At 57.2% G+C, this 23250-nt stretch carries 25 protein-coding genes and 1 pseudogene; 8 read left to right on the forward strand and 18 right to left on the reverse strand.

The genetic code is table 11. The features are described 5' to 3' along the window. Nucleotides 1–121: 121 nt before the first annotated feature. The 3 genes from AB6803_RS31550 (at nt 122) to AB6803_RS31560 (ending at nt 2030) form a co-directional block, all read left to right on the forward strand. Complete coding sequence (locus AB6803_RS31550) at nt 122–1093, forward strand: polysaccharide lyase (RefSeq protein WP_371112548.1); 972 nt, start codon at nt 122–124, stop codon at nt 1091–1093. A gap of 132 nt (nt 1094–1225) precedes the next feature. After that, entirely contained in the window at nt 1226–1522 is a 297-nt protein-coding gene (locus tag AB6803_RS31555; RefSeq protein WP_007701755.1) for a hypothetical protein, read from the forward strand. A 301-nt stretch (nt 1523–1823) separates the two neighbouring features. Next, nucleotides 1824–2030, forward strand: a complete 207-nt coding sequence (locus AB6803_RS31560) for a hypothetical protein (protein WP_371112549.1) — start codon at nt 1824–1826, stop codon at nt 2028–2030. Nucleotides 2031–2109: 79 nt separating this feature from the next. On the opposite strand, the gene AB6803_RS31565 is transcribed toward AB6803_RS31560, so the two are convergent. The 13 genes from AB6803_RS31565 to AB6803_RS31625 form a co-directional block, all read right to left on the reverse strand. Beyond that, nucleotides 2110–2970 (reverse strand): sugar phosphate isomerase/epimerase family protein, encoded by an 861-nt coding sequence (locus tag AB6803_RS31565; RefSeq protein WP_371112550.1) that lies wholly within the window; start codon nt 2968–2970, stop codon nt 2110–2112. 51 nt (nt 2971–3021) lie between these two features. Next, on the reverse strand, nt 3022–4107 hold the full coding sequence (locus AB6803_RS31570) for an NAD(P)H-dependent flavin oxidoreductase (protein ID WP_371112551.1): 1086 nt from the start codon (nt 4105–4107) through the stop codon (nt 3022–3024). Nucleotides 4108–4369: 262 nt separating this feature from the next. Beyond that, nucleotides 4370–4699 (reverse strand): hypothetical protein, encoded by a 330-nt coding sequence (locus tag AB6803_RS31575; protein ID WP_371112552.1) that lies wholly within the window; start codon nt 4697–4699, stop codon nt 4370–4372. Nucleotides 4700–4777: 78 nt separating this feature from the next. Further along, entirely contained in the window at nt 4778–5029 is a 252-nt protein-coding gene (locus AB6803_RS31580) for a hypothetical protein (protein WP_371112553.1), read from the reverse strand. A 212-nt stretch (nt 5030–5241) separates the two neighbouring features. Continuing rightward, on the reverse strand, nt 5242–5877 hold the full coding sequence (locus AB6803_RS31585) for a hypothetical protein (RefSeq protein ID WP_371112554.1): 636 nt from the start codon (nt 5875–5877) through the stop codon (nt 5242–5244). A gap of 122 nt (nt 5878–5999) precedes the next feature. Continuing rightward, nucleotides 6000–6938 carry a class I SAM-dependent methyltransferase gene (locus tag AB6803_RS31590; RefSeq protein WP_371112555.1) on the reverse strand — a complete coding sequence of 313 codons (939 nt, stop codon included), beginning with the start codon at nt 6936–6938 and terminating at the stop codon, nt 6000–6002. Nucleotides 6939–7110: 172 nt separating this feature from the next. Beyond that, nucleotides 7111–7308 (reverse strand): hypothetical protein, encoded by a 198-nt coding sequence (locus AB6803_RS31595; RefSeq protein WP_371112556.1) that lies wholly within the window; start codon nt 7306–7308, stop codon nt 7111–7113. Nucleotides 7309–7320: 12 nt separating this feature from the next. Further along, the gene (locus AB6803_RS31600) at nt 7321–7974 is read right to left on the reverse strand and encodes a DUF4376 domain-containing protein (protein WP_371112557.1); all 654 of its coding nucleotides are present in this window, start codon (nt 7972–7974) and stop codon (nt 7321–7323) included. Between the two features lie 92 nt (nt 7975–8066). Further along, a complete protein-coding gene (locus AB6803_RS31605; protein ID WP_371112558.1) occupies nt 8067–13406 on the reverse strand; it encodes a carbohydrate binding domain-containing protein in 5340 nt (1779 codons plus the stop codon). 105 nt (nt 13407–13511) lie between these two features. Next, nucleotides 13512–13937, reverse strand: a complete 426-nt coding sequence (locus tag AB6803_RS31610) for a hypothetical protein (RefSeq protein WP_371112559.1) — start codon at nt 13935–13937, stop codon at nt 13512–13514. Continuing rightward, nucleotides 13937–14557, reverse strand: coding sequence for a hypothetical protein (locus AB6803_RS31615; protein WP_371112560.1), 621 nt, complete (start codon nt 14555–14557; stop codon nt 13937–13939). The genes AB6803_RS31610 and AB6803_RS31615 overlap by 1 nt, the downstream gene beginning before the upstream one ends. 3 nt (nt 14558–14560) lie before the next feature. Then, nucleotides 14561–15205 (reverse strand): hypothetical protein, encoded by a 645-nt coding sequence (locus tag AB6803_RS31620; RefSeq protein WP_371112561.1) that lies wholly within the window; start codon nt 15203–15205, stop codon nt 14561–14563. Beyond that, on the reverse strand, nt 15205–17601 hold the full coding sequence (locus tag AB6803_RS31625; protein ID WP_371112562.1) for a phage tail tape-measure protein: 2397 nt from the start codon (nt 17599–17601) through the stop codon (nt 15205–15207). Before AB6803_RS31625 ends, AB6803_RS31620 begins: the two co-directional genes overlap by 1 nt. Nucleotides 17602–17664: 63 nt before the next feature. On the opposite strand from AB6803_RS31625, the gene AB6803_RS31630 reads away from it, so the two are divergent. The 4 genes and pseudogenes from AB6803_RS31630 to AB6803_RS31645 all read left to right on the forward strand — a co-directional run bounded on the left by AB6803_RS31630 (nt 17665) and on the right by AB6803_RS31645 (nt 19365). Further along, nucleotides 17665–18075, forward strand: coding sequence for a hypothetical protein (locus AB6803_RS31630; protein WP_183870743.1), 411 nt, complete (start codon nt 17665–17667; stop codon nt 18073–18075). Between the two features lie 105 nt (nt 18076–18180). Beyond that, nucleotides 18181–18621: a hypothetical protein gene (locus tag AB6803_RS31635; RefSeq protein WP_371112563.1), complete on the forward strand. Its 441-nt coding sequence runs from the start codon at nt 18181–18183 to the stop codon at nt 18619–18621. Between the two features lie 162 nt (nt 18622–18783). Further along, a pseudogene (locus AB6803_RS31640) lies at nt 18784–19032 on the forward strand (transposase); the annotation flags it as partial. A 171-nt stretch (nt 19033–19203) separates the two neighbouring features. Continuing rightward, nucleotides 19204–19365, forward strand: coding sequence for a hypothetical protein (locus AB6803_RS31645; RefSeq protein WP_371112564.1), 162 nt, complete (start codon nt 19204–19206; stop codon nt 19363–19365). Here AB6803_RS31645 and AB6803_RS31650 read toward each other — a convergent pair. Next, nucleotides 19357–19539, reverse strand: a complete 183-nt coding sequence (locus AB6803_RS31650; RefSeq protein ID WP_371112565.1) for a hypothetical protein — start codon at nt 19537–19539, stop codon at nt 19357–19359. The genes AB6803_RS31645 and AB6803_RS31650 overlap by 9 nt on opposite strands. 37 nt (nt 19540–19576) lie before the next feature. On the opposite strand from AB6803_RS31650, the gene AB6803_RS31655 reads away from it, so the two are divergent. Continuing rightward, entirely contained in the window at nt 19577–20167 is a 591-nt protein-coding gene (locus AB6803_RS31655; RefSeq protein WP_371112566.1) for a hypothetical protein, read from the forward strand. A 1331-nt stretch (nt 20168–21498) separates the two neighbouring features. Here the strand turns inward: AB6803_RS31655 and AB6803_RS31660 are convergent. The 4 genes from AB6803_RS31660 to AB6803_RS31675 all read right to left on the reverse strand — a co-directional run bounded on the left by AB6803_RS31660 (nt 21499) and on the right by AB6803_RS31675 (nt 23233). Beyond that, nucleotides 21499–21804 (reverse strand): hypothetical protein, encoded by a 306-nt coding sequence (locus AB6803_RS31660; protein WP_371112567.1) that lies wholly within the window; start codon nt 21802–21804, stop codon nt 21499–21501. A gap of 23 nt (nt 21805–21827) precedes the next feature. Continuing rightward, nucleotides 21828–22229, reverse strand: coding sequence for a hypothetical protein (locus AB6803_RS31665; protein ID WP_371112568.1), 402 nt, complete (start codon nt 22227–22229; stop codon nt 21828–21830). A gap of 83 nt (nt 22230–22312) precedes the next feature. After that, nucleotides 22313–22798, reverse strand: a complete 486-nt coding sequence (locus tag AB6803_RS31670; protein WP_371112569.1) for a hypothetical protein — start codon at nt 22796–22798, stop codon at nt 22313–22315. A 3-nt stretch (nt 22799–22801) separates the two neighbouring features. Then, complete coding sequence (locus AB6803_RS31675) at nt 22802–23233, reverse strand: phage tail terminator-like protein (protein WP_007701720.1); 432 nt, start codon at nt 23231–23233, stop codon at nt 22802–22804. Nucleotides 23234–23250 lie beyond the last annotated feature (17 nt).

Genomic DNA, 23250 nt, shown 5'->3' on the forward strand with positions numbered 1-23250 from the left:
CCGCCAGATATCAGACCGGCTGTACTGGGTCACAATATCGCGAAGCGCCCTCCTCTTGCTCACGAGAGATGAACAGGTCATTGATAGCACTCGAAGATCGCCCGCCGAAGGAGTCCCCGTAATGAACGCAAAATATGCGCTGCCCGCTCTTTTGGCCTGCACTTGCACCAGCGCCATGACCCCGGCCTTGGCCAAGGATCCCGCCCAATTGGTTCTTCGCGACGGTTTCGACGGCACCGATTTCGATCCGGCAGGCCATCTTTACTACCGCGACAATTCCGAACAGAAGGCCGGCACGGTCGAATTCCAATCGGAGGTCAAGCGCAGCGGCATCGGCGCGCTAAAACTCAGTGTCAAACCACTCTGCGCACCAGGTAAGGCAAACTGCAGCGAGAGAGCGGAAATCTGGGAGCGTACAAAATATCGCGTCCCTTATGATCAAGGAGTTTGGTACGGTTTTGCGGTCAAATTCGCCGATCCCATTCCGTCAGGTGATCATCGCTATCTCATTGCGCAATGGAAGCGGGAGATAGGGCCGACGGCAAAGGGTGATTTCAGTCCCTTCCTGGCGCTGCGGCTGAACAACGGCAAGCTCTTTGCGACGGTCGAAACCAACTATGTCGCCCCGCCAAAGACCTATTCTCACGATGGGGCAAAGGCCTGCGATAGCAACCAGACGCCTGTCTGGTTCCGCTCAGACACCAACCAGATGCGAGCGCTGGTCGCGACCGACAGCAATTGGGGCAAGGACGATGGTCAGGAGTTCACCGGCTGCACGAACGCCATCACCGTGACCGACCACGGCAACAAATTGCCGACGCCGGATTCCGGCTGGATCGACTTCGCCATCTATACCAAGCCGGGCCCCGATGGCACCGGCCATATCGAACTATTCGCCAACAATAAATGGATTGTCACCATCAAGGGACATATAGGCCATGCCGACAAGGGACTGGGCAAGAACCAGTATTTCAAGTTCGGCCCCTATCGTGCCGCCGATACGACGGAATGGACGCTTTACTACGACGATTTCCGCCGCTCCCCCAGCTGCGCCGATGTGTTGTCGGATCCGAGTCTCTGCCCGATGAAATGAGGATTCCCGTCCGTTTTACCGCAAGCGGGATTATCGCGAAGACATTGCCAGGGCTAATTCAGATTTTCCTTGGATTCGGCTGAACCTTTTTGCCTCTCGTCGGTTATGCCTAATTCAGAGGAGACTAATGAGATGCTCACCACTCATCGCGATTGCAAACATCACGTCAAGAAAAACGCTATTCCTTCCCTTGGCGAAATCGAAGGACGTGTCGCAGTCCTCGAAGTTGTCGCCCAGTCCGCCCTGACGCATGTTTTTTACGAAGGTCATGTCGATCTGGACGCCACCTTGTTGGTGGAAATTCGCAGGGCCATGCATCACAAGTGCCGGGAACTGAAACTCGATGGCGAAGACACCGCTTCCGCGCTCTCCTATGCGGAGGAATTAATCGAGGCAGCAGTGGAGGCATCGCATCCGGTCCATCAATGATGCCTTCGCGGCCGCAATTTATACTTTTGATCATGGTGGCGCTGGCCGTCGCGCTCGGCGTTATGCTGTTTGTTGTGCCCCATAACGGCAAGGACGGATTCGAAAATCCGGCACCGCACGCGCCAGACCAGAAACCACAATAACCCTTTTCGCAATCACCTGTGCCAATACGAAACTTGGCCCGTCTCATATCAGGCTGACGTTAACGCCGACACATGAAGTCGATTGCAAACTTCCGAAATCAAAGCAGTCTCCGCACCGCCCCCGCTCAAGTCTGAGCTTCCAACATACGGTGTAGCGAATGTCTATGATGGTCAACTCGCCCCTTTATCCCGACGATGTCGACATCCTCGCCAGCGCACTCTACGCGTGGTGTGCGGAACGCAGCATCAAGCTGCAAAGCCAACAAGGCTTATCTGCCGCCAATGTAGCGATCAGCCTGTATGAGGCCGGCTATCAGACGCAAGACCAGTTGCTCGGCGCTCTGCATGAATACGAGTTTCATTGAAATTCGTAGCACCGATTCAACCGGTCTTGATGCCACAAGAACGGATCCAAGCCGCTAGCGGCACCATTATTCAGAGCCATCACGCTGCGGCGGAAGCCCTCCGCAACACGCTGGCGATGCAATTCCGCTCTTCCAGAATGCCGGACCATTCATTCTCGTGGAATGAGGAATCGTAGATCAACGTGAACGGGCCTTTATAGCCGGCAGCATTGGAGAGCTCGACGCAACGACTATAGTCCTCGGCATCGAGACCCGTTTCCGAATAATGTGCCTTGGCATGACAGAGCTCCGCGCGACCCATGATCTTTGCCAGATCGACATACTTCCCCGGGCCGTGCCAATTGCCAAAATCGCCGTTGAGACCGAGCTTGCCGTCCAGAGCATCAATCACTCGATTGACCTCGACAGGCCCCGGCAGCAGCGAAAACCAATTTTCAATGACGAGGCGGACGCCGGTGCCTGCCAGTTGATCTGCCAGCCGACGGAGGTGCGTCTCAGCGCGACTCAGTGTCTCGTCATTCGGCTGCTCCTTGCCGGCGATTACGCGCATATTCTCAGCTCCGAGCGCAACGGCAATCTCGATCCAGCCCGCCATCCAGTCGGCATCACGCTCGGCCGTCTCGGGATTGCTGAGATCCCCGTCTTCGATCAACAGCGTCTGTATCTTCACGCCTGCGGCCTCAAAGGCCTGCCGCAGGTCGGCGATGTAAGCGCCCAAGCGGGTCGGCAAATGAAAAGAGCATATTTCGATGCGAAAGATGCCATGTTCCGCAAATTGTTTCGGAAGATCGATCAACTCCACCGAGCCTTCGCCATAGGTTGGCTGGCGCGCAGGCGCTTTGGCACCACCTGGCTTGTAAGGATAAATTCCGCCAAGGGCACGGTGCAGCGACCATGTGGAAACGGCAAAACGATCCGTCAAATCTGTCGTAAAGGTCATATGTCTCTCCTCCTCTTTCTCTCCCCCAGTATCAGGTAGGCAACCGATACATCAACGCTCGGCCAATCGCTTGATGAGCGTCATCGCCTCGTTCGCCAGACCGATAGTGAGTTCGGACGACGGAAGCGGCCGTGCCAACCTCGCGGCCTGGCCGGACCAGAGATTGGTAAAGTCGCCTGAACCCATCGCCTCCGCCTTCGCGCGTAGCGGTGCCAGAGCACCGCCGGCCGTCGGAAATGCTGGCGCAATATCCGTGAGCGGCCCAACTTCGCGCATAATGCGGTTCATGACACCCCTCGCCGGCCGGCCGGTGAAGACATTGGTCAAAGCGGTACTATCATCACCAGCATGCTCCAAGGCCGCCCGATGAACCGCAGGAATCTTTGCCTCGGGCGTGAACAGATAGCTGGTACCGATCTGCACCGCGCAAGCACCCAGCGCGAAAGCGGCCACTATCCCGCGTCCGTCCCCGATGCCGCCTGCAGCGATAACGGGAATTTTGACGGCATCAACAATCTGCGGCACCAGTGCCATCGTGCCCACCTGTGTCGCCATGTCCTTAGTCAGGAAATTACCGCGATGGCCACCCGCCTCGAAGCCCATGGCAATAACCGCATCGACACAGCGATCGGCAAGCCAACGCGCCTCCGCCACGGTGGTTGCCGAGGAGATGATCTTCGCTCCCGTGGCCTTTACCCGTCGAACCAGCTCCATATCCGGCAACCCGAAATGAAAGCTGACGACCTCAGGCCGATAGGCCTCAACGACGTCACAGAAAAAGCTGTCGAATGGTGCCCGGCCGCCGGCAGGAACCGGCGCGGTCGGGTCGAGACCAGCCTCAATGTAGTAAGGCGCAAGCCGCGCTCGCCACTCTGTTTGCCGCCCAAGATCAATCTCCGGCATGGTATGTGCGAAGAAATTCACATTGATCGGCTTTTTCGTGGCCGATCGTATCGTATCGAGCGCTACGCGTAACTGTTCGACATTGTATTGCGCACTCGGCAGAGATCCGAGCCCACCCGCCTCGCTGACCGCAACCACCATCTCCGGCGACGTCGCTCCAGCCATCGGCGCCTGGATGATGGGAAGGCTGATGCCAAATAGATCAAGGATTCGAGTGTCGGGCCATTGGCTCATCGCGCGCGCCTTTCATCGACAATTTCTGCCAGCCAGCTTTATCAGCCCAGCGGCAACGGCGACAATGATTAGTTCAAATCAAAGACATCACGCGCGTGAATATGAACCAAGGTCGCCCCACAGACCGACTGGCGTATGCCGAAAAGCACGGCGTGGAGCCATTACAAAAGCCACAAACGCAAAAAACGCCCCCTCCCGTTAAGGAGAGGGCGAAATAGAGAAATTGTAGGCTCGCGACAACCCGCCATATAGCAGCATTGGATCAGGGTACCGCTTTCCCACCTCTGACCCAGCGTGAGATGCTATCGAAGATCAGGTCGGCGATCCACATGGCACAGACACCGACCACGAAGGCCGTGGCATTCATGGCAGCCAAATCCTTTTGCGGCAAAGGCCAATTGACGGCTCTCAGATAGTAAAGTGCAGGCTCCGTCAGGTAAGCTGCTGCAAGCGCGCCACAAATGGGGGACGCAATGATTTCGCGGGCCGTATATCGGCGCCGCGACAGACCACGCAAAATGCCGCCAGAAAGGCCCGCGATGACGACCCCGACCTTGATGCCTAAAGCATCGAGAAATTCGTTTATCGCCATAACCCGCCTCTGCAAATGTTCATTGTCTATTGAAATCAGACCCCTGCCCCTGCCCCAAAATAGCTGAGACAAGCGGCTTCATTTAATGACTGGCGGCTGTGGCTTCACCAAACCGGAAAGCCCGTCGCGGATGATATTGACGATGATCTTGAGGGTACCGAGACCGGCGACAGCAAAGGCTGTGAAGCTTGGACCGATAAAGGATTGCGAGCATTCCAACGTGCCATCGGTAAGCTGCGTGCAGCCGGTAGCCAACAGAATGGCGACCAACAACGCCGAGAGGGTGATCATGATATTCAAAACATTGTGGAGAGCATTGGTATTGAACATAAGGCTTCCTTTAGAGCTATGAGGTTGATTGAGCTTGCCGAGTGACACTGGGCGCGACGCCATGTCACCAAAGCCCGAGTACCGATGCCAGGATACCTGCCGCCAAGGCGGCAATGCAGAGACGCGTAAAAAATCACACCAACGTAAGCCACGCGGATTGGGATGACTTTTCGATAGGAGAAGAGATCTGCGCTTGCACGGCTCTGCAGCGGTTACGACCGTGCGGCTTCGAGCGCCGCAGCGAATGTTTTGGCGTAGCCGGCAACATCTGCAGCCCGATCGACGCCGTTGATGATTTTGCGCGCGCTAACCCAGTCAGTCACGGTCGCGCTAAAATAGTCGGCAAGCCTCTTACCGGTGAAACGACCGTTGATCATTCCGTCGAACAGAATTTCGACAGCCTTCGCCGGATCAAGCGCCTTGTCGGGATCATCCGCTATGCCAAATTTCAGATAATTATCGCGACCGGTAATCTGCACCAGACCACGCCCGCGATAACGCCAGCCGTCGCCAGTGACCTCATTGCCATTGCCCATCCGGCTCGCATAGGCCCGATTGGCGATGCACCTTGGTCGCCGGGCATAGGCAGTTGCTTGTGCGGCAGTAAAGTATTTCGGAAAAGTGACGAGCAAGCCGGCCGCTGAATAGCTCAGATTTTCAGAGATGGCGCACATGGTATTATCCGTCTCGTGATAGGTCGTCGCTAGCATATAGGCCAGCCAACGGGCATCGAAGGGCTTGGCTTCCCATGCCGCAAGGATGGCCGTTACGCCATTGACCTGATTTGACGACAGCCGATCTTCAAACAGCGAAGGGCGCACCGCCGCGAAGAATTTCGCGTGGTTCATAATAAATCATCCTTTTGGTCAGCTATGCGCCCCTACTGCGGGCAACAAAAAAGCGCCGAGAGACTCTAGGTGCTTCGATCCGATTTGAGATAGCGGTCTATTTCGCTGGCATGAATGCCGGCTCAGCCGGCAGCACGCTTCTTTAGCCTTTTGATGAATTCCCTCACTGGAGAGGGATCAGCGGCCTTGATATGCCTGAAGCCGTCCAATTGCTCTCTCGCGGAGAGGGTTAGCAGTTGAAGGCGATCGTGATGCGTTATCGGTGCCCGCTTGGAAAGTTTTAGGTGGGCGATAAATTCATCACCTCTCACGGAAGACACATAATCAAGCGTGAGTGGCGCGATTCCGATCGCCTGGCATTCCTGCATGATTAATGCGAACGCGGCTGGAGTTAGCACCGACGCGTGGCAGTCTTCATATGACTGAGATTTTTCCTCTCGCTCGAAGAATCTGGCATAAGCCCGATCGACACTCATGTTGAGGAAAGTGAGATCTGTCGTGGCGTGCTTCACGTCTGTCCAACTAATCTGCGCCTGACGAGCCACAGCAAGCGTTGCGTGATCGAACAAGGACGAGTCGGTGTGCAATGAGCGCCCGTCTCGATACGCATCCAGCCAGTCGCTGGTGGTGGTCACAGGCCTGAAGAGATCGAAACAAAAGCGCTTATCTGGAAGCGCTAATGTCACGTAGCCGCCCGGTCTCAAGAGCGTTGCGCAACTCTCGAGAAACGCCAGTGGGTTCGGAAGGTGCTCCAGAACGTGGCTCAGAATGATGACTTCGAACGTCCCATGATGATCGAGCGGAACCGCATCGCGGAGATCGCCATCTTTCCAAATGAAGTCGACTTCCTCAATACTGTCCGGATCATATCCAGCATGCGCATAGTGACGGATGAGACCGTCTCTATCCAGGTGATCGACATAGTAGCAATTGAATCCCGCACGCTTCGGCGCCACGGGGCGGGCAAGTGGCCCAACCTCTAGAACCTTGGTGGACAATTCCACATGCTGCCGCATCAGGTGATGCCGCTTCACTTTGCGTGGATTGACTATGGTGGGCACCACAAGATCCGACGAAAGATCTAAATATGTAGTGCCCAACGCCCCACGTTTGCGAGTCGGTGCCCAAACCGACCCTGTGAGGCTAACAAGCCGCTGCAACATGTATCACGTATCCCCTGATACCATCCATAGACGTGATATCATTTCTATTTGCCGTTGAGTAGATGGCCGTTCAATTAACCTTGCTCGGCGAGATGATTTCGGGTTCGTCAGTCTCGGATTCATCGCCTAGCGGCGGCCGGAGGGCATTTAACTCCCTCTGCGCTTGCGCGAGCTGTTCGGCGAGGCGGTCGACCGCATCGGCATAGACTTCGACCTCGGCTTGGAGGAGTTCGTTCTGCTTCCTAAGTGAGTTTACGTGGGTAGACACTCAGAGGTCTCCTTAGGCGTTAGAGGGCCATGCGAAGGCGTCGATCTCCGCCGTCGTCGTGATGGTGCCGGCGATGATCTCCTGATCGACCTCGCCTTCGGCGGCAAAGCATGCCTGCACATGCGCACCGACCGCATTGGCAATCAACGTCATCTGGGCGGCCGTCAACGCCACAAAGCTGCCGCCACTCGTCTTGAACTTCACGGACACATCCGGGTTCGCCTGCACATAGTTGTAAGCTCCGGTGATCAGGGACTGACTGCCACGATCGGTCATGACGGACATGCCGTTAATGACGATACCGCCCGTTTCGACGGCGTAGCGCTTCGTCGCGGCATAGGCGTAGAGATCGACCGGGATCGGCTCCGGAGACCAGCCGGCAACGATGGCAAGCAGGGTTTCCGGTGTCTCGGGCCAATCGTCGGCCGCGCCGATCAAAGCGGCTTCCTTGTTGCTCAGTTGATCAAGGATGGCCTCCTTGTCATCGGCCGGCAAACCCGACGTGATCTTGGCAGCGAGCCCCAACCAGTAATCTGCCACGTTATAAATCTGCTGCCGCCCGAGCCAGAAGGCGGCGCTGGCCATCCAGCGATTGGCCTTGTTCTCCGAGCGAGCCGCAAGCAGCGCCTCGACCATCGGTTCATACATCGTGTCTATGCGATACATGGAATACTCCTGTTAATGTCTCAACTTCCACGGATGAGACGTTTGGTTGAACTAACGGCGAGGTGAAAAATGGCTTTCCCAAATGCCATCTCTCAACGAAAAAGGATCGTCCCCTGAATTGACCTGTTTGCAGCGACCACATCCTGTCCGGCGCGCTGGTTAAGCTGTATGTCAAAGCGGAAGGTGGTCTGCGTCGCGCTTGCCTGGGGCGTAAACTTGTAGCTGTGGGAGAAGTGGGTAGCGTCCTGAAAAGTCAGCGGAAACGAGGCCGTGTAAGCATTGTTGGCGCTGTCCCACACGAAAACGGTAACCTTTGTGAACGTTCCAGGCGTCGCCGGGCTAACGTTAAAAATGCTGAAAGAAGTGCTGACGATTACAGATGGAGAGCCGGCATCATGAGTAACGGTGAGACCGGTCACCGCCACATAGCCACCACCATTGTCGAGAGCGGCGTTGCCCGAAGGGTTCGCGGTTTGAACGCTGGTAACCGCGCCTGCTGAGATGTTACTGCGCCCGACCTGCAATGAGCCTATGACGGCAGAGCTGATATTGACCGCGCCGAGGTTGGCCGTGATCGCATCCAGACTATTGACGGAGATCTTGTTCGCCGTGATGGCCCCATCGACAATCAGTTCGGCGCTGACCGCACGGCGCATGACAGGCTTCGACCAGTAGCAGGAACTGCCGGTCCCGGCCGTCTTGTTGACCTGCAACAGCATTGCAAGCTTGGTATAGCCGCTCGGGATTGCGTATCTGCCCTGCAGCCGAATCCATCCGTTCTTCGTTGTCGTGCTGACGACAACCGGGAAGGCGTTGGCACCGGACGGCGTCGTAATCATGGCTACGATGCTGGCCGTGTTCGGATCGGTATTATAGACCCAAACATCGAAGGCATAGGTCTCGCCGGGGGTGACGGTAATGGCGTTCGATCGTGCACAGTCGCGGCCGAGAGATTGCAGCACATAGCCAGCAGCAGAGCCTGCGTTGCTATCAACATAGAACGCTTGCTGATTCTGAATGGCCCAACCGTCGAGCGTGCCAGTCTGCCAGCCATTATCGACCATGTTGCTGAAATCGGTGAGCACGAGTTGCTTGGCCGTGATTGCGTTGGCCGCGATCTGATCCGCGCCGATCGTGTTGGCAGCCAGTTTGTCACCGGTGATCGTGCTGGCAGCGATGGTGGCGGCGGTGATGGCTCCGGCGGCAATTGTACCGGCCGTCACGGCGTTAGCTGCTATCTTGCCGGCCGTGATCGCGTTGGCTGCGATCTTATCGGCCGTCACCGCGCTGGCGACGATACCGCCATTGGTGATCAAGACGATATCACCGCTGCTCCAGGCCGTTGGTTCCGTTGCGCCTGCCGGGATACGGCAAAGCATCGGTTTATTGACGAACATATAGCTGTCCGTTTGGCCGGCATTGGTGTCGCGCTTGCGCATATGGATAGCAGCACAAACGGCACCAGCCGGAGCAGCGCCCAGCGTGCGCAGACGCGGCCAATTGTCTGGATTGGCCGAATCCGATGAATTCGCCGAGTTGGACGAGACAGTGGTATAGCTGATCACTGTGCCATCGGCGGCCCGCCATTCGATCCTGAGATCCGCTATGCAGCGGTGGGCAGAAACATAAGCGGTGGCCTCCAGCCACTCACCTGCCGTGCAGGACACGCCCCACTTGAGCGCATCGACCGCGAGCGTGTCAGCATCCGGGCGAAGCCAGCGGACATCGGTGTAATAGCCGCCAGAAGTGGGGCCACTTCCTTGATAGACCATCAAAGTGGGGTTGTTCTTCCCCGCGTAGGTCTCCGAGGTGGCTCGAATTCTAACGGACAGGCCGGGGACAGCTCCGCTTGATCCATAGGCCCAGCAATCCATGCCGGCCGCGAAATTTGCATTCTGCAAGAGGTTCTTGCCGGAACCGACAGCGAGCGCATCCGTGGTGACCGAGTTGGATGCGAGCTTGTCCGAGGTGATCGCGTTGGCGGCAATCTGCGTGGCCGAGACAGCGCCGGCCGCGATCGTGCCTGCCGTCACCGCGTTAGCGGCGATCTTGCCGGCAGTGACCGCATTGGCGGAAAGCTCGTTCGCCGTCACCGCGCCGGCCGCAATCGTGCTGGTCGTGATCGCACCGGCTGCGATCTTGGCCGTCGTTATAGATCCTGCATTAATAGCTACGGCAGTCACTGCGTTAGCCGCGATAGCATCGGCCGTCACCGCGCCGGTGGCGATCGTGGTGGCGGTCACCGCATCGGCGGCGATCTTTGCAGCAACGACGGAGCCATCCACCAGAAGATTCGCTGTCGCGCGTCGCAGCCAACTAAAGCCACCGAACGAGATATTGCCATCGGTGAGATCGCGTTGGACGTAAATCTGCACACGAGCGCCGAAAGCGGCGGAAGGCGGCGTGATCGTCGCCGAGAAGGTCTGAACGCCAGCAACCGCATTCGCGGCCCCGGTGGCGGCGCCGATCGTGGCATAGATGTCGGGGCTGAGCAGCGCGCCATTGGCGTCGAGCCAATGGACCCGGACCCAGAAGCCCATTTGAGTGCCGGAGGTTCGCGCGACCTGCACGGAGGCAAAATACTGCTGGCCAGAGACAACGGCGAAGGGTGACCCAACAACGATCGTCAGATAGCCGGCACCTGCGGCATAGGTGTAGTCAATCGACCCCTTGCTGGTGAATGCCTGTGTCGTCGCTGGATTGATGACGCAGCTTGCAAGGGTTGGCCATGCCGCCGACGCCTGCATCTGATTGTCGGGAATGAGGTTTTCCCAATCCTGAAGGACAAGGCTACGAGCCGTGACGGCTTGGGCGGCAATGTTTACAGCCACGACACTGTTTGCCTGAAGCTTTGGCGTCGAGATCGCGTTGTCCGCAATCTTCGTCGTCGTGATGGCGTTGTCTGCGAGCTTGGCGGCATCCACAGCAAGCGCGGCAAGCTTGGTATTGGTGATGGCAGCATCGGCGATCTGCGAGGAGACCAGCGTACCGGTGACCTTAGCGGCGGCCACGGCGGCAATCTGCGCGTCGGTCATCTGGCCGGTGACCTTGGCGGCGGCAATGCTCTGGATCTGGGCATCGGCAAGGATGCCATTAATATCAGTCGCTGCGACAGCCGCCGTCCAGGCATTGTTGTGGTAGCGATAAAGCTTACCATCTGTCGTGAGATATACCTGCCGTCCTTCGACATTGCCGGATGCCGGCAAGGCCGAGACGATTTCGACGGGCTTGATGCTGGACGCGAATTTCGTGGCATCAATGGCGGCGGCGGCAAGCTTTGCAGCCGTTACCGCGCCATCGGCCAGCTTCGAGGAGATCACCGCGCTATTCGCAAGCACCTCCGCCGTCACCGCCGCAACCTGCAACTTCGCCGTCGATACGGCCGCATCGGCAAGCTTCAGGTTTGTGACCGCTTCGTCCATGATCTTCGACGCGATCACGGCTGCATCGGCGATCTTGGCGGCGATGATGGCGTTATCCAGCACGTCACCGGACTGAATGAGAATATTCGGGGTGGTGACCGAGAGCCAAGAAGACCAGGTAGTCGCACGGTTCGACTTCGGGATGTATCGGCCCCGCGCCTCATAGTCCGTATTCGGCAAGGTCCATTGACCCGAGATCAGCCATGAATACGGCGACTCGTAGCGCGTACTGTCGCTGTCGAAGACGACGGCACCGCTTTCCTTCAGTCGGACTTGCACCCACACCCGCTCGACATCGTCCATGTCAGGTGCGCAACTGATCTTGATCGCGGGGCGTCGGTCAATGCCGCCCGTATCCTTGATCGTTGCAGGCTCGACGGTCCAACCCGTCATCGGTTGCGATGGTGGCGTGATCGGACCAATCCAGCCGGTGGCGATCGGCAATTGAAGGCCGCTGTGCCAATCGTAATCAGCGGGATCGACTTCCTTCAGCGTGACGACCGTCAGGAAGTTGGGTTGCGGCTCGACCTTGACGACCAGGAATTTCTTTTCCGCATAGCCATTGCGCTCCGAGGTCCAGGAGACAACATCGTTCGGCTCTAGCGGATAGGCATCCGGCGGCAGCGATATCTGATGCACGCGGAAGCGCCTGTAGTCCTGGATCATCGCCAGGCCGACGCGCTGCACCTGGTTGGCGAACGGCACGGCCGGAAGCTGTATCTGCGCCGGCAGGCGGCGGTCGCCGTCCAGAACCTCCAGATCAGTATTGTAGCGGCCCGGCGCATCCTTCGTCGCCCATTTTTCGCTGGGCTCCGGATAGGTTGCCTCGATGGCGTTATAGGTCTCGGAGAGCGACGGAAAAGGCTGGAAATCCTGTTCCTCTGTCACGACGATATCATCATCGGAGAAGGAATAGACGGCGCCGCCGGGCGTACTGATCAGCATCTTGAAGACGCCGCCCACTTCGGCCATGCGGCCGTTGCAACCCTTCAGAAGTTCGGAAATGACGTCGAGCGGCTGTTGGTCGCACTGGATCTCGTAGCCGGCGCGGAAAGCCGGCTCGTGACTGCCATCGTCGAGCGTTACCGCTGCGTCACAGGCATTTGCGGCCGCCATCCAGTTTGCGGCCGGCAAGGAGAAGGCGGCGATGTTCTGGCCGCCATAGACCCATTCCGAACCGTAATAGACGCCGCGCGCGAGATTGTAGATCATGGTTGCCGGATTGCTGGTAGGCTCCCAGGTGGCGGGATTGTCCCAGCGATGCGCGCCATTGCCGCCGGCCGACGAGTCCTTGCGGATGTCGTAGAGCGGGACAGGATGCGGTTGATAGAGGCCGGAGGGAATTCCGGAGAAAAGGTCGGTGTTGTAGCGGGCGGTGAGGATGACGACCTGGCAGCCGAGGCCGATCATGGTCGACTTCCAAGGGCGATCCGGATCGGTGCCGAATTTCGCCGTCAAGAAGGCATCGGGGCCAGATTGCGCTCCATCAAGGAACTTGATCCAGAGATAGTCCTTGCTGCCCACGCGATATTGCTGCACCGGATAGCCGCGTCCGTCGGGATGCGGCTCCTCCCAGAGCACGCCGACTTCCTGATCGTCGATCCAGACGCTGGTGAGGCCGCGCTCGCCGGCATAGTTGGGCAGGCTGCCGATCTCGATGACATCGGTGAAATAGGCGTTCGGCGTCTTGCCGTCATCGCCCCAGGAGCCGGCATATTTGCGCTGGCCGGCGGTGGCATAGCTGCCCATGACGAAGGACATGGGGTGGTCGTCGCCCATGCTGATCTCGAGCTTGGCGCCCGCTTGTCGCGGCTGCTCCTTCTTGGTCAATGCCTTTTCGATCAACGACAGGCCGACATTCAGGGCAACCGTCAGGATCAGCTTGCCGATACTGACCGAGCCGAAGAACCCCGAAATTGCACTAACCGCCAGGCTGATTGGGTCGGCATGGGCGGCGTCCGCGATCAGCCAGAAGCCGAGGACGTTCAGAATCAGGATGAGAATTTTCATGGACCGGGCGACCTCGAATGGCGCATGGAAAAGGGTGCGCCGCCGGGAGGCCGGCGGCGACATGTCACCAATGGGTGATGAGAAGATTGCAGCGCCTGTGCCGGCTCAGCCGACCTTGAACGCCCTGGTGGCGTCGAGCAGGTCGACGGTGCCGAGGCCGGTTTCGCGCAGCACGAAGACACGCTCGCCATTGACGACGCCGAGCGCATAGCCGAAGGGGCCTTCGTGAGGGATGGCGGCGATATCGCCGATACAGGCCTCGCTCGGATGGATCTCCGGCAGCATGGTGGCGACGAGATCGCCGAGATTGTCGAAGCCCGCCGCCTTCATGGTCTTCAGCGCGCCGGCGGCCGTCGAATATTCGCCGCGAAACTGCGCGGCACAATCGACGCCGGTGATCGCCATGACCAGATTGCCCGCCAGCCCCGGCCCGCAGTCATGGCTGCCCCAGGAAAAGGGCGTGCGTTTCAGCCGGTCGATCTCGGCGACGAAACAGGCGCGCCAATTCTTGACCCTGACAAGATCGCTCATCACTTCTGCCCCCATGGGATCTGCCAATTGGCGACGGTGCTGGAATAGAGGCCGAACTCGTCGCCGCTGCGGCGTTTCTGGCCCTCATAGGAGGATTTAGCGGGATTAGTGCGCTCCAGCATGGCGATGGCGGCGGAGATCGCGGAGATCTCGACATTGCCGTCCTGCCCGACCGCCGGCGTCTTGATCGGCGCGCCGTCGGTAATGCCGAGAAAGGCGATTTCCGGGGCGGCGCTCGGCTGGCGGGTGACAGTATCGAAGGCCATGTCGTGGATTTCCACCGGCGCCAGGCGCAGATCGTAGCCACGGACGAGCTGCTGCGCCACGGCGGCGATCTGGCCGATGGTGATCGTTACCGTCTGGATCGTCAGATCGGCGGTGCGCGCGATCGGGCTCACCTGCAGATTGAGGCCGCCATAATAGGTTCGCACCTCCGGCAATCCAGTGATGCCGGAGACGACGGTAATGTTAATATCGTCGTCGCCGGTCCAAAGGCCGATGGGGTTGGTTACGCCGGTATCGAAGCTCTTGCCCTTGATCCAGACGAAACGACGGGGCACGAGCCCTCGGTCGCGCGCGCCAGTCAGCGCCGCGAAGAAAGCGGAGGTGATGTTTTTCATTGGCTATTTCTTCTGAACGATCTTGAAGGTGGCGCCCGAGGTGATCGGGCCGCTCGCGGTGCCGGGATTGTGGCTGCCCGGCATGATCAGGCATTTGCAGGCCGGCAGCAAAAGGGTCGCGCCGAGACCGGCGGCAAAGCCGGCCGGCAGATGCGGGAAGACGCCGAAGACGGGCGTGATCCCCTGCCCGTCGGCGCCAACCGTTTCCGAGATTTCGAGAAAGGCGTAGCGGCCGCCATAGCCGACCTGCATCTTGTCACCAACGGTCAGCCGATAGCCCGCCGGCAAGCCCTTGAGGCTGAGCGAGGCATTATCGTCACCCAGCGCCGCGATGCTGACGCTCGCGGCCCCGAGCTTCGTCCCGTCAGGATCGGTCTGCGGATATTTTGACAGCGGATCATAAAGAAAAAGCGCCTCCTGGGCGCCGTGTAGTTTGCGGATGCGGGCGGCGATCTGTTTCGCCTCCGCATTGTACATGTCGGAGAGCGTCACCGTGCCAGTCCAGAGCGGCGGCGCCAGCTCCGCCTGCCAGACCCGGCCATCGCCGGAGCCGGAAAGCTCGTCATTGCGCTGAATGTCCCAAACGATGCTGGAGATCTTCAGAAGATCGGCAAAGGCCGGCAAGCTGTAGGGATAGGAAACGGCCATCAGCGCCTCCGGGGATTGCGGTTGATCTGCGCGACGCGATCGGGAAGCTGCTGATTGAAATCACTCAGCCCCTGCCGCGTCGAACTCTGCGCTTCAGATTGCGCGACATTCTTCACATAGGCCTTCAGATTGCCATCCTCATCGACGGAAACGCCGACGGTGACATGTACGCCGGAAGCGGAACCGGAGGCATCGTTCTGGTTATCGGCTCGGAGGCGACGGACGGGAACGGGGGCATCCGGCTGCGCCCGCACCAATTGCGGCCCGCCCTCGCCGACCACACCGCCATCGGCATAGCCACGCCGGCCAAGCCGCATCGCCTCGACGATGCCGACGCCGCCCGCCCGGGCAATATCCTTCTGGCTCCAGACGACCTCGCCGGCATGAACGATGCCGGCCGGCTCATTCTTGCCGCCGGGACCGGTATAGCCGCCGTTTGCAAATGTGGGACGTGGGATCGGGATCGGGGCATTCGCACCCGTCGCCAGATCAAACTTGCCACCGCTGCCACCCCCAAAGCCGAGGATACCAAGAAGGCCACTAAGGAAACCTCCCCCTCCACCGCCGCTAGCCGCACTGTTGACCTTGAACAGGCTGTCCAGAACATCATTGAGAAGCTTATCTGCAATCTTGTTCAGCGCGTTCACAGCAGCCGTGCTGAAAGACTTCCAGAAGGATTCGCCATTCTTCAAGCCGCTTTTGAGATCCGAGATGAAGCCCTTCGTGAGATCCTTGGCAAAATCCATCGCCTCTCGCGCGCTCTTTGTTGCCGCCTCGACGGAAGCCATCTCTGCCGCCAGACCACCGAGTTCCGTCTTCTGCTCAGGTGTGAGCGCGATGTTTTTCTCCTGAGCCTTGTTCAACAACTCGGTTTCATAGCGCATTTTTGCTGCGGCCTGTTCCGTCATGCCAAGCGCTGCTTGCTCCTCTTGGAGCGAGGCAATGCGCTTGTTAGCGTCGGCTACAATACTACCATACGAATCTGAAGTAGGAGCGCTAGTTACCGGCCTGGAGACGACTTGCCCTGCACCGCTTACTGCTCCCATCGCCTTCCTGTCTGATTTTGTGAAGCCATCAGCGATCTCCTTGAACTTGTTGCCCACAGTCGAGGTAGCTTGACCAATGTTTGTCACGATATTTCCTATATGGTCAGCGTTGAGATCCTTTTGGATCTGCTCATTACGATCATCAAGCACTTTGCGTAGACGATCTGCTGCACCACCGTCGCTTATCGGCCCCATTCCTTTGAATGGATCGAGTTCCTTCAGTGTGCCACTAAAGCCAAAGTATTGGGCTGCTTTGTCTGCACCAACGAAACTCATAATCTGCTGTAAGCCTCTAATAAGCGCATTTATGCCGTCAATACCCGATTGAATGATACTGTTCGTCGCCCCAATTGCCGCATTTGCGGCACCTGTAGCCGCAGCAACAATAATGTCCGGGAAATTGCTCCAGAGGATTTCGATGTCATGATAGGCGGCAACAAAGCTGCCTATGATAAAGTTCACACCAGTCTTGGCTGCTCCGACAATATCGACACCGAGATATTTCGTAAGCTCATCTCTGAAGATAACCGCCGCCGCAACAATTGCGACAAATCCGGCGACCAGAAGCACCGGCAAGCCAACTGTTGCATAGATTGCCATTGCTAGGCTCCAGAGTGCTGAAGTTATCGTTAGAATCGCACTCGGAACGGCCGCCAAGCCAGCAAGAATTGCTGGTGCGTAGACCAGGGCTAGTCCAGCCGCGGCAAGCAAGGCGTAGGGAGCAATCGCCTGCAAAATGCGGGCAAGTCCCTTGAGGGCTGTTTCTGCGAGTTTAGGCCAATCGACCATTTGAACGCCTATGGCGATTAACCCGGTCACAGCTGCCGCCAATAGGCTGGTTGGGGAAATGACTGACAAAAAGGCCGCCCCAAGCTTCTTCAGCCCACCGGCAGCCCCTTCAGATCCCAGAGATTTTGCAATCCCTGGCCCTTTGTCAGCTAAAATTTTCAAAACGCTATCGCCATTCCCGGCTGCCTTTGCAACGTCTATAAGGCTCGAGGCGAGTTCGGTAGCTTCTTTGGATGCATCTGAAGCGCTTTTCTTACTTTTTTCCAAGCTATCGGCGTAGTTCTCAACTTGTTTGGAAGCTGGTGAACCGTTCGCATTTTGGCTTATGGCGCTTAGATAAACTTGAACTTGCGTAGAGGCTTTGAGGGCCGCCTTTCCTTGTTTTTCGTAGGCCGCGGCTGCGGCAGAAGCAGCACCAGCCGCGCGTCGCGATGCGCCCTCTAGTCCCGCCACGGTTCCCTGCGCTCGTTTCGAGGCTCCGGACAGATTGTCAACTTCGACAATCGCTTGGGAAACGCTAGAAATAGCAACCACAAGACTTAACGTAGCAACGTCCGTCATAGGCTTTCCTTTTGTTTGAATTGTACGCTATCGTCTTATGGTTGATTCAACCGGGGGTATTTTATGCGCGTGTTTTTATTTATAGCGGCATTCATGGTCGCGAGTAGTGTCTATGCGGAGGACGCTGACCGAACAGCAGCAAGCAAAGCAGCTGAGGAGGTTGGTACGCAGGGCATAATTTACTTGGGTGTTGCGTATATTTGCCAAGACGCCATCGGCGCCTCTTTTTATGATCTTGCGCGGGAAAGAACAGTACAAGCATTTTCCTCTCTAGGCCCGATGGATAGTCCTCAAGCTATTCGCAATTCACGAGATAGAGCGGCGAATATTGTCGACGAACAAATGAAGACTTTTCGTCGTGAGCAGAAGAAGCTTCCCGCAAGAGCGGCAGAGCGTTGCCTCCAAGAGTTGCAAGCGGCCCAAAGACAGTTAGATCTGTCAATATCAAAATTCCGAATAGCCGCTCGTCGTTAAGTGACAGTTTGCGACCGGTTCGGTAATCAATATCGCAACATCTGCCACTGGTATCCCTTTCAAAACCATGCGAAATACAACCCTGCGCTTTGAATGGGGGATTTCGTGGAAAGATTGTGGAGATTGGCCGGCGCGGCTTTTTTGATATCGTTGTTGAGTAGCTGTGATCTTTTCGACGCCAAAATCGTCACAGTGTGCGAAAGCGCCCTCAAGGATAGGCTTCGGTCACCGTCCGAATACAAGCGGATCGAAATCACGCGGTCGGAGGAAGCCATTGGCCGCGCAGAATACAAAGACCTCTTCGGCAGCACAGGTTCTCCTACGCTTCAGGCGGTAACGATGGCCGATTTTGACAGCGGCGCGGTAAAGCCGGTGCGTTATACTCTTCGGATAAGTTACGACGCGCCAAACGCCTACGGTACACCAATTCGTGGCGTCTCCAGATGCGAATACGCAAGCGCATTTGGGGGCGATTCGACGGCTAGTGAGTTCACCGTCCGCATCGATGGCGACACCGACATGGAATGGCGGAAAAAGCAGCATTAACATGCAATTACGGTGACAGTACACTCTATAAGATTAGATCTGACTAAGGCACCCAATGGCCCGTCTCGCTCGTATCGTCGTTCCTGATACCCCAATCACGTCACCCAACGCGGCAACGGGCGGGCACAAACCTTCTTTTGCGATGATGACTATGCGCTCTATCGCGATCTCCTGGCTCATCATTGTCGCACCGCCGGCGTAGAGGTCTCGGGCTGGGTGTTGATGCCCAACCATGTTCACCTCATCCTCGTTCCGGCGGATGCCGATGGTATTCGCCGCGCGCTATCTCGCGTTCATCGCACCTATACCGGCCATATCCATGCAAGGCTGCGCCGGACCGGCCATTTCTGGCAGGGCCGTTTCGGTTGTGTCGCCATGGATGAAGAGCATCTGGCGGCAGCGCTCCGCTAGGTCGCTCTTAATCCGGTGCGCGCTCGCCTTGTCGAACGGGCTGCCGATTGGCGATGGTCGAGTGTCGCGGCCCAACTTGGACTAATTGAGGATGACGGCGTCACGACCACAACACAGGTTCGCACTCGCTTTCCCGATTTCGCCGCCCTCCTCACTGCCGGAGAAGAAGAGATGGCGTTTGCTGCGCTTCGCCGAGCAGAAAGCATCGGCCGCCCCATCGGCAACACCGACTTTTTAGACCGGCTCGAAGACCTCACCGACGCCACCCTCAAGCCGGCTCCTCGCGGCCGCAAAGCCAAGGTCGTCGTTGGAATTAGTGCACTGTCACCGTAATTCTTCATTGCTCATCGTTTTTAGTGCGCGACCAGTCACGCCGGATACTTTTTCTGCCTGGCCCACCATAACAACAAAATCCCTTACATCGTTACTTGCCGTTTTGATGTCGCCGCTATCAACCTTAATCCCTAGAGTTGCAATATCTGTCACTGGACCACCTTTTGATTTCATGCGAGAGAATACTGCAAGACTAGCTGCAGGAGTTTTGATGAAGCTGATTTCTGGTCTGATCACAGCGCTTGTCGCAGTGCTGCTACTGAATAATTATGGCTTCTTCGATCCGCCGATCGTAAAAGCTTGCGAGGAACGCATGATGGGCTACTTCATTGCGCCATCGAGCTACAAGCGTCTCGGATACATCTTGTCGGAAAGGCCATTTTCGAAGTCTGAAATCGAGAAGAGATATTTGATGGATGACGCAACATTGGAAACCTTAGGCGCCGAAGCGGCTGCCCGAATGAAGGTTTACCAGAATTTGATACGAACAGAGGGTCTAGGCTTTTTTAAAGAAGGTGGCCTGAATCCTACAGTTCACTCAGGTATAATAGAGTTCAGAATAAAGAATAAAGACAATGAGTTTGTAAATGTGCTTACTGATTGTAAATACTACTCAGACGACGGAAGTATCTCCGGAATGAGAATATACGACGTACATCCAATGGATGTCGGCAATTCGAACCTGCTTCAGGTGATTCAAGATCGGACTGAACTATCAACTGAAGAGCAGCAAAGATATGCCGAACCAATAGCCCCATATCGAGGTTGGCTCCACGACATATGGAGGCGGCTCGTTAATTGAAGTGTCTCCGGAAGAACTTTAACACCTACCCCGCCTCCCGCACGCCCTGATCGCCGCGGGCTCCTCCACCGCCCGGCAACAGCGCCCATCCATCGCCTTTCAGTACGATGATGTCCTCGCGGAATTACGGTGACACTACACTCAAATAAGAACGCATGTCCTATCTGGCCCACCGATACGCTTGCCATTTTATCGCCAAGAACATTTAGAGAACAATCTTATTGACATGCATGATATAGGATGCAACGTTCACCGAAGTTGCAATTGTTAAAAATACTACCTAGCGGAACTATAATGCACCTTCACCGAACGAAGCCTATAGCGAGCATCATGTGCCTAGTGGCTAGCGCATTGCTCTTAAACAGCTGCGACTTGTTTCATTCGAAACTTGTCACGGCCTGCGAGACAGTTCTCAAACAGCGCCTGCTCTCGTCGGCGGAATATAAACGCATCAAAGTTTCCGAACTCGACGAATTACAGCTGGATAGAAAATTGCTCGAAAGCTATCTCGTCACGAGACAACAGCGATCCAAAGCGTCGGGCTAGCCATAGACGATGCGTGGATTCAAACCGAACTGAAGGCGTTTGATAATGGCATCTCAAGACCTTCTTTTTTCAGTGCATCGATAGTTTATGAGACGCTCAATGATCTTCAAGAGCCGGTGAGGCACCTTGCGAAGTGTGTATATGTCGGCAACAAAAGCGACTCGTCTCTCAAGTGGGAAGTTGACACCACCCTGGATGGGCTGACCGGCATAGAGTGGCGCTTCAGCAATTAGAAGTCATATTAGATCTGCTGCCTGACCAAACCAAGGCCATCACTGAGAAATAGCGCACGTCACTGTAATTCAAATTCGCGCAGTACTTGTATTTCTTCCCACATCCCGTTAGCATCGATTTAGGTTGAAATTGTGGTGGACAATGCGCGGAATTGTTGCAATTATATGCCTATGCCTTCTAGGCGGCAGCGCTTTTGCCGGCAGCACCAAAACTAGCGATGCTAGCGCGGACGTGCTGATCAAAGCCCTCCATGACAATTTAAGCGCCACCTATCTATGCCGAAACGTTGCGGGCGTAGACATATACTTGAAAGCGCGTAGCACAGTCGAAGCTACGATGCTGAAATTTTCAAAGAACGCAGACCTCACTCAAAAAGCTCTGGCAAAATGGGAAGGCGAATTCCAAAAGAACGCAGGTTATCGAAACCCTAACATTTCAGTTGATGAATGTAAGGTTTTGCTAAAGGGACGACTTGAGAAACTCAAAGCAGCTTTAGATTCCTTTCTGCAGTAACAACGCTCGTTGTTTCGCTTTCATCGTCAGAACTCGTACTACCCCGCCTCCCGCGCCCTGATCGCCTCAGTCTCCTCCTCCACCGCCTGGCAATAGCGCCCGTCCATCGCCTTCAGCACGGCGATGTCCTCGCGGCGCAGGAGGTTGCCGGTCAGTTGCAGCCAGGCCAGCATTTCCTGGTGAGAGAGCGGCGCCGGGCCGGAAAGGCCGGGGGCCTGCGCCGAGCGCAGATCCCAGAACCAGTCCCAGAGCGCATGGCCGGCCTCCGGCACCTCGGCCTCCGGGCTTAAAAGCTCGAAGGCCTCGTTGCGTTCGCGCCGGGTCTCGCCGTTGGCGTCGCGCACGCAATCATAGCGCGCAACGACCCTTACGGCTTCTGAAAGCCCTTCGGCAAGCTCTTCATAAAATTTGCGCGGTCCTCCGAGGCGCCGGCCACCTGATCGTAGATCCAGCCGGCTTCCTCGACGACTTCGCGGGCCTTCTCGAAGGAGAGCACCGGCTGCTCGCCCTTCCACTGCTGCTCGCCCCAGCTCCAGGAGGCGATGGCGGCGGCGGCCTTGTCGAGATATTCGGCCTCGACCTTGCTGGTGGTCAGCTTCTTCTTGCGGCTGGCGAGGAAGCGGTCGCTATGCTGGCGAACGATCTTCTTCACCTCGTTGCTCTCGGCCGAGCGGATCATGAAGGAGATGCCGAGCGGCTCCTCGGTGGCCGGATGCAGGAGCTGCAGCTCGAAGAGATCTTCGGAATTGACGAGATTGGAGATATCCAAGGAAACACCTTATCGGTTGGGACATACGGGAGTAGCCGCGCGCCGCAGGAGAGCGACGCGCGCAAGATTCCGTAAGATGGCGCTTACGGCGTGGTGACGGGATCGACGCGGATCGGCAGTTGGTTGAGGCCGATCTTGAACTTTTCCAGATCGAAATCGTCGGAGCCGCCGCCGGGATAGAGCGGGCCGGAAACGACGCCGCGCGAATAGAACACCGTGTTGGTCTTGCCCTGCGGCGCGTCGTTGCGCTCGACCTTGATCGCCATGTTGTTGACGTTAAGGGGATCACCGAAGGTGCGCAGGATATCCTGGCCGGGATCGTCGGCGATGGAGGCGACTTCGAGTTCCGGATCGCCGGCGTTGGAGACGCCCTTCTGCTTCTGCTGCACCGGCTCATCCAGCGTATTGTAATTGTTGATGGTGGAGTCCGAGCCGAAATCGCCGACCTTGCCGACCTTGCCGACCTGCACCCAGGTCAGCGCGGCATAGGCGGTGGCCGTCAGGTCGGTATTCTGGGCGGTCTCGCATACGTAGACCTTGGAGCCCTTCTTCGTGCTTTTATTCGCCATGGATCATCTCTCCGGTTCAAAGGCGGTGTAGGGAACGGTGACCGGTATTTGCACCCGGTCATCCTCTTGGATCGGGCCTGCGGCCCACGGCTCGCCGCTGATCGTGATCTTCACGCCAGAGGCAAACAGCGTCTTGTTGTTGAAATGGTCGATCACCAGGCCGGCGGCATCGAGTGGCTTGATCAGCCCGCCGCCGGCCTTCCAATAGACAGAAACCTGCAAAAGCCCGCGCTTCTGCTGCGGATCGTCACCCAGCGTCACCTGCCGCGGCTGGCTGGGGATGAAGTTGACAGCCAGATAGTTATCCGGCTTACTTTGCCCTGCGGGCGGAAAGGCAATGCCGGGCTGCGCCACCGGCAGCGGCGGGGTAAAGCTCAGCGCCGCCAGATGGTCCAGCAGCGCCGCCAGAATAATTGCGTCCGTCGCCGTCGCCATGCGTCACCCATATCTAT

The organism is Rhizobium sp. RCC_161_2, assembly GCF_041355235.1.
Taxonomy (GTDB): Bacteria; Pseudomonadota; Alphaproteobacteria; order Rhizobiales; family Rhizobiaceae; genus Rhizobium.

Bases quoted from the DNA above. Each gene is read 5' to 3' on its own strand.
- AB6803_RS31620 (WP_371112561.1), bottom strand. From the start codon at position 15,205: ATGGCCGTTTCCTATCCCTACAGCTTGCCGGCCTTTGCCGATCTTCTG.
- AB6803_RS31645 (WP_371112564.1), top strand. From the start codon at position 19,204: ATGGCGTTTGCTGCGCTTCGCCGAGCAGAAAGCATCGGCCGCCCCATC.
- AB6803_RS31585 (WP_371112554.1), bottom strand. From the start codon at position 5,877: ATGAACCACGCGAAATTCTTCGCGGCGGTGCGCCCTTCGCTGTTTGAA.
- AB6803_RS31560 (WP_371112549.1), top strand. From the start codon at position 1,824: ATGTCTATGATGGTCAACTCGCCCCTTTATCCCGACGATGTCGACATC.
- AB6803_RS31555 (WP_007701755.1), top strand. From the start codon at position 1,226: ATGCTCACCACTCATCGCGATTGCAAACATCACGTCAAGAAAAACGCT.
- AB6803_RS31570 (WP_371112551.1), bottom strand. From the start codon at position 4,107: ATGAGCCAATGGCCCGACACTCGAATCCTTGATCTATTTGGCATCAGC.
- AB6803_RS31575 (WP_371112552.1), bottom strand. From the start codon at position 4,699: ATGGCGATAAACGAATTTCTCGATGCTTTAGGCATCAAGGTCGGGGTC.
- AB6803_RS31605 (WP_371112558.1), bottom strand. From the start codon at position 13,406: ATGAAAATTCTCATCCTGATTCTGAACGTCCTCGGCTTCTGGCTGATC.
- AB6803_RS31600 (WP_371112557.1), bottom strand. From the start codon at position 7,974: ATGTATCGCATAGACACGATGTATGAACCGATGGTCGAGGCGCTGCTT.
- AB6803_RS31565 (WP_371112550.1), bottom strand. From the start codon at position 2,970: ATGACCTTTACGACAGATTTGACGGATCGTTTTGCCGTTTCCACATGG.
- AB6803_RS31630 (WP_183870743.1), top strand. From the start codon at position 17,665: ATGCGCGTGTTTTTATTTATAGCGGCATTCATGGTCGCGAGTAGTGTC.
- AB6803_RS31550 (WP_371112548.1), top strand. From the start codon at position 122: ATGAACGCAAAATATGCGCTGCCCGCTCTTTTGGCCTGCACTTGCACC.
- AB6803_RS31650 (WP_371112565.1), bottom strand. From the start codon at position 19,539: ATGAAATCAAAAGGTGGTCCAGTGACAGATATTGCAACTCTAGGGATT.
- AB6803_RS31675 (WP_007701720.1), bottom strand. From the start codon at position 23,233: ATGGCGACGGCGACGGACGCAATTATTCTGGCGGCGCTGCTGGACCAT.
- AB6803_RS31655 (WP_371112566.1), top strand. From the start codon at position 19,577: ATGAAGCTGATTTCTGGTCTGATCACAGCGCTTGTCGCAGTGCTGCTA.
- AB6803_RS31580 (WP_371112553.1), bottom strand. From the start codon at position 5,029: ATGTTCAATACCAATGCTCTCCACAATGTTTTGAATATCATGATCACC.
- AB6803_RS31625 (WP_371112562.1), bottom strand. From the start codon at position 17,601: ATGACGGACGTTGCTACGTTAAGTCTTGTGGTTGCTATTTCTAGCGTT.
- AB6803_RS31615 (WP_371112560.1), bottom strand. From the start codon at position 14,557: ATGAAAAACATCACCTCCGCTTTCTTCGCGGCGCTGACTGGCGCGCGC.
- AB6803_RS31670 (WP_371112569.1), bottom strand. From the start codon at position 22,798: ATGGCGAATAAAAGCACGAAGAAGGGCTCCAAGGTCTACGTATGCGAG.
- AB6803_RS31610 (WP_371112559.1), bottom strand. From the start codon at position 13,937: ATGAGCGATCTTGTCAGGGTCAAGAATTGGCGCGCCTGTTTCGTCGCC.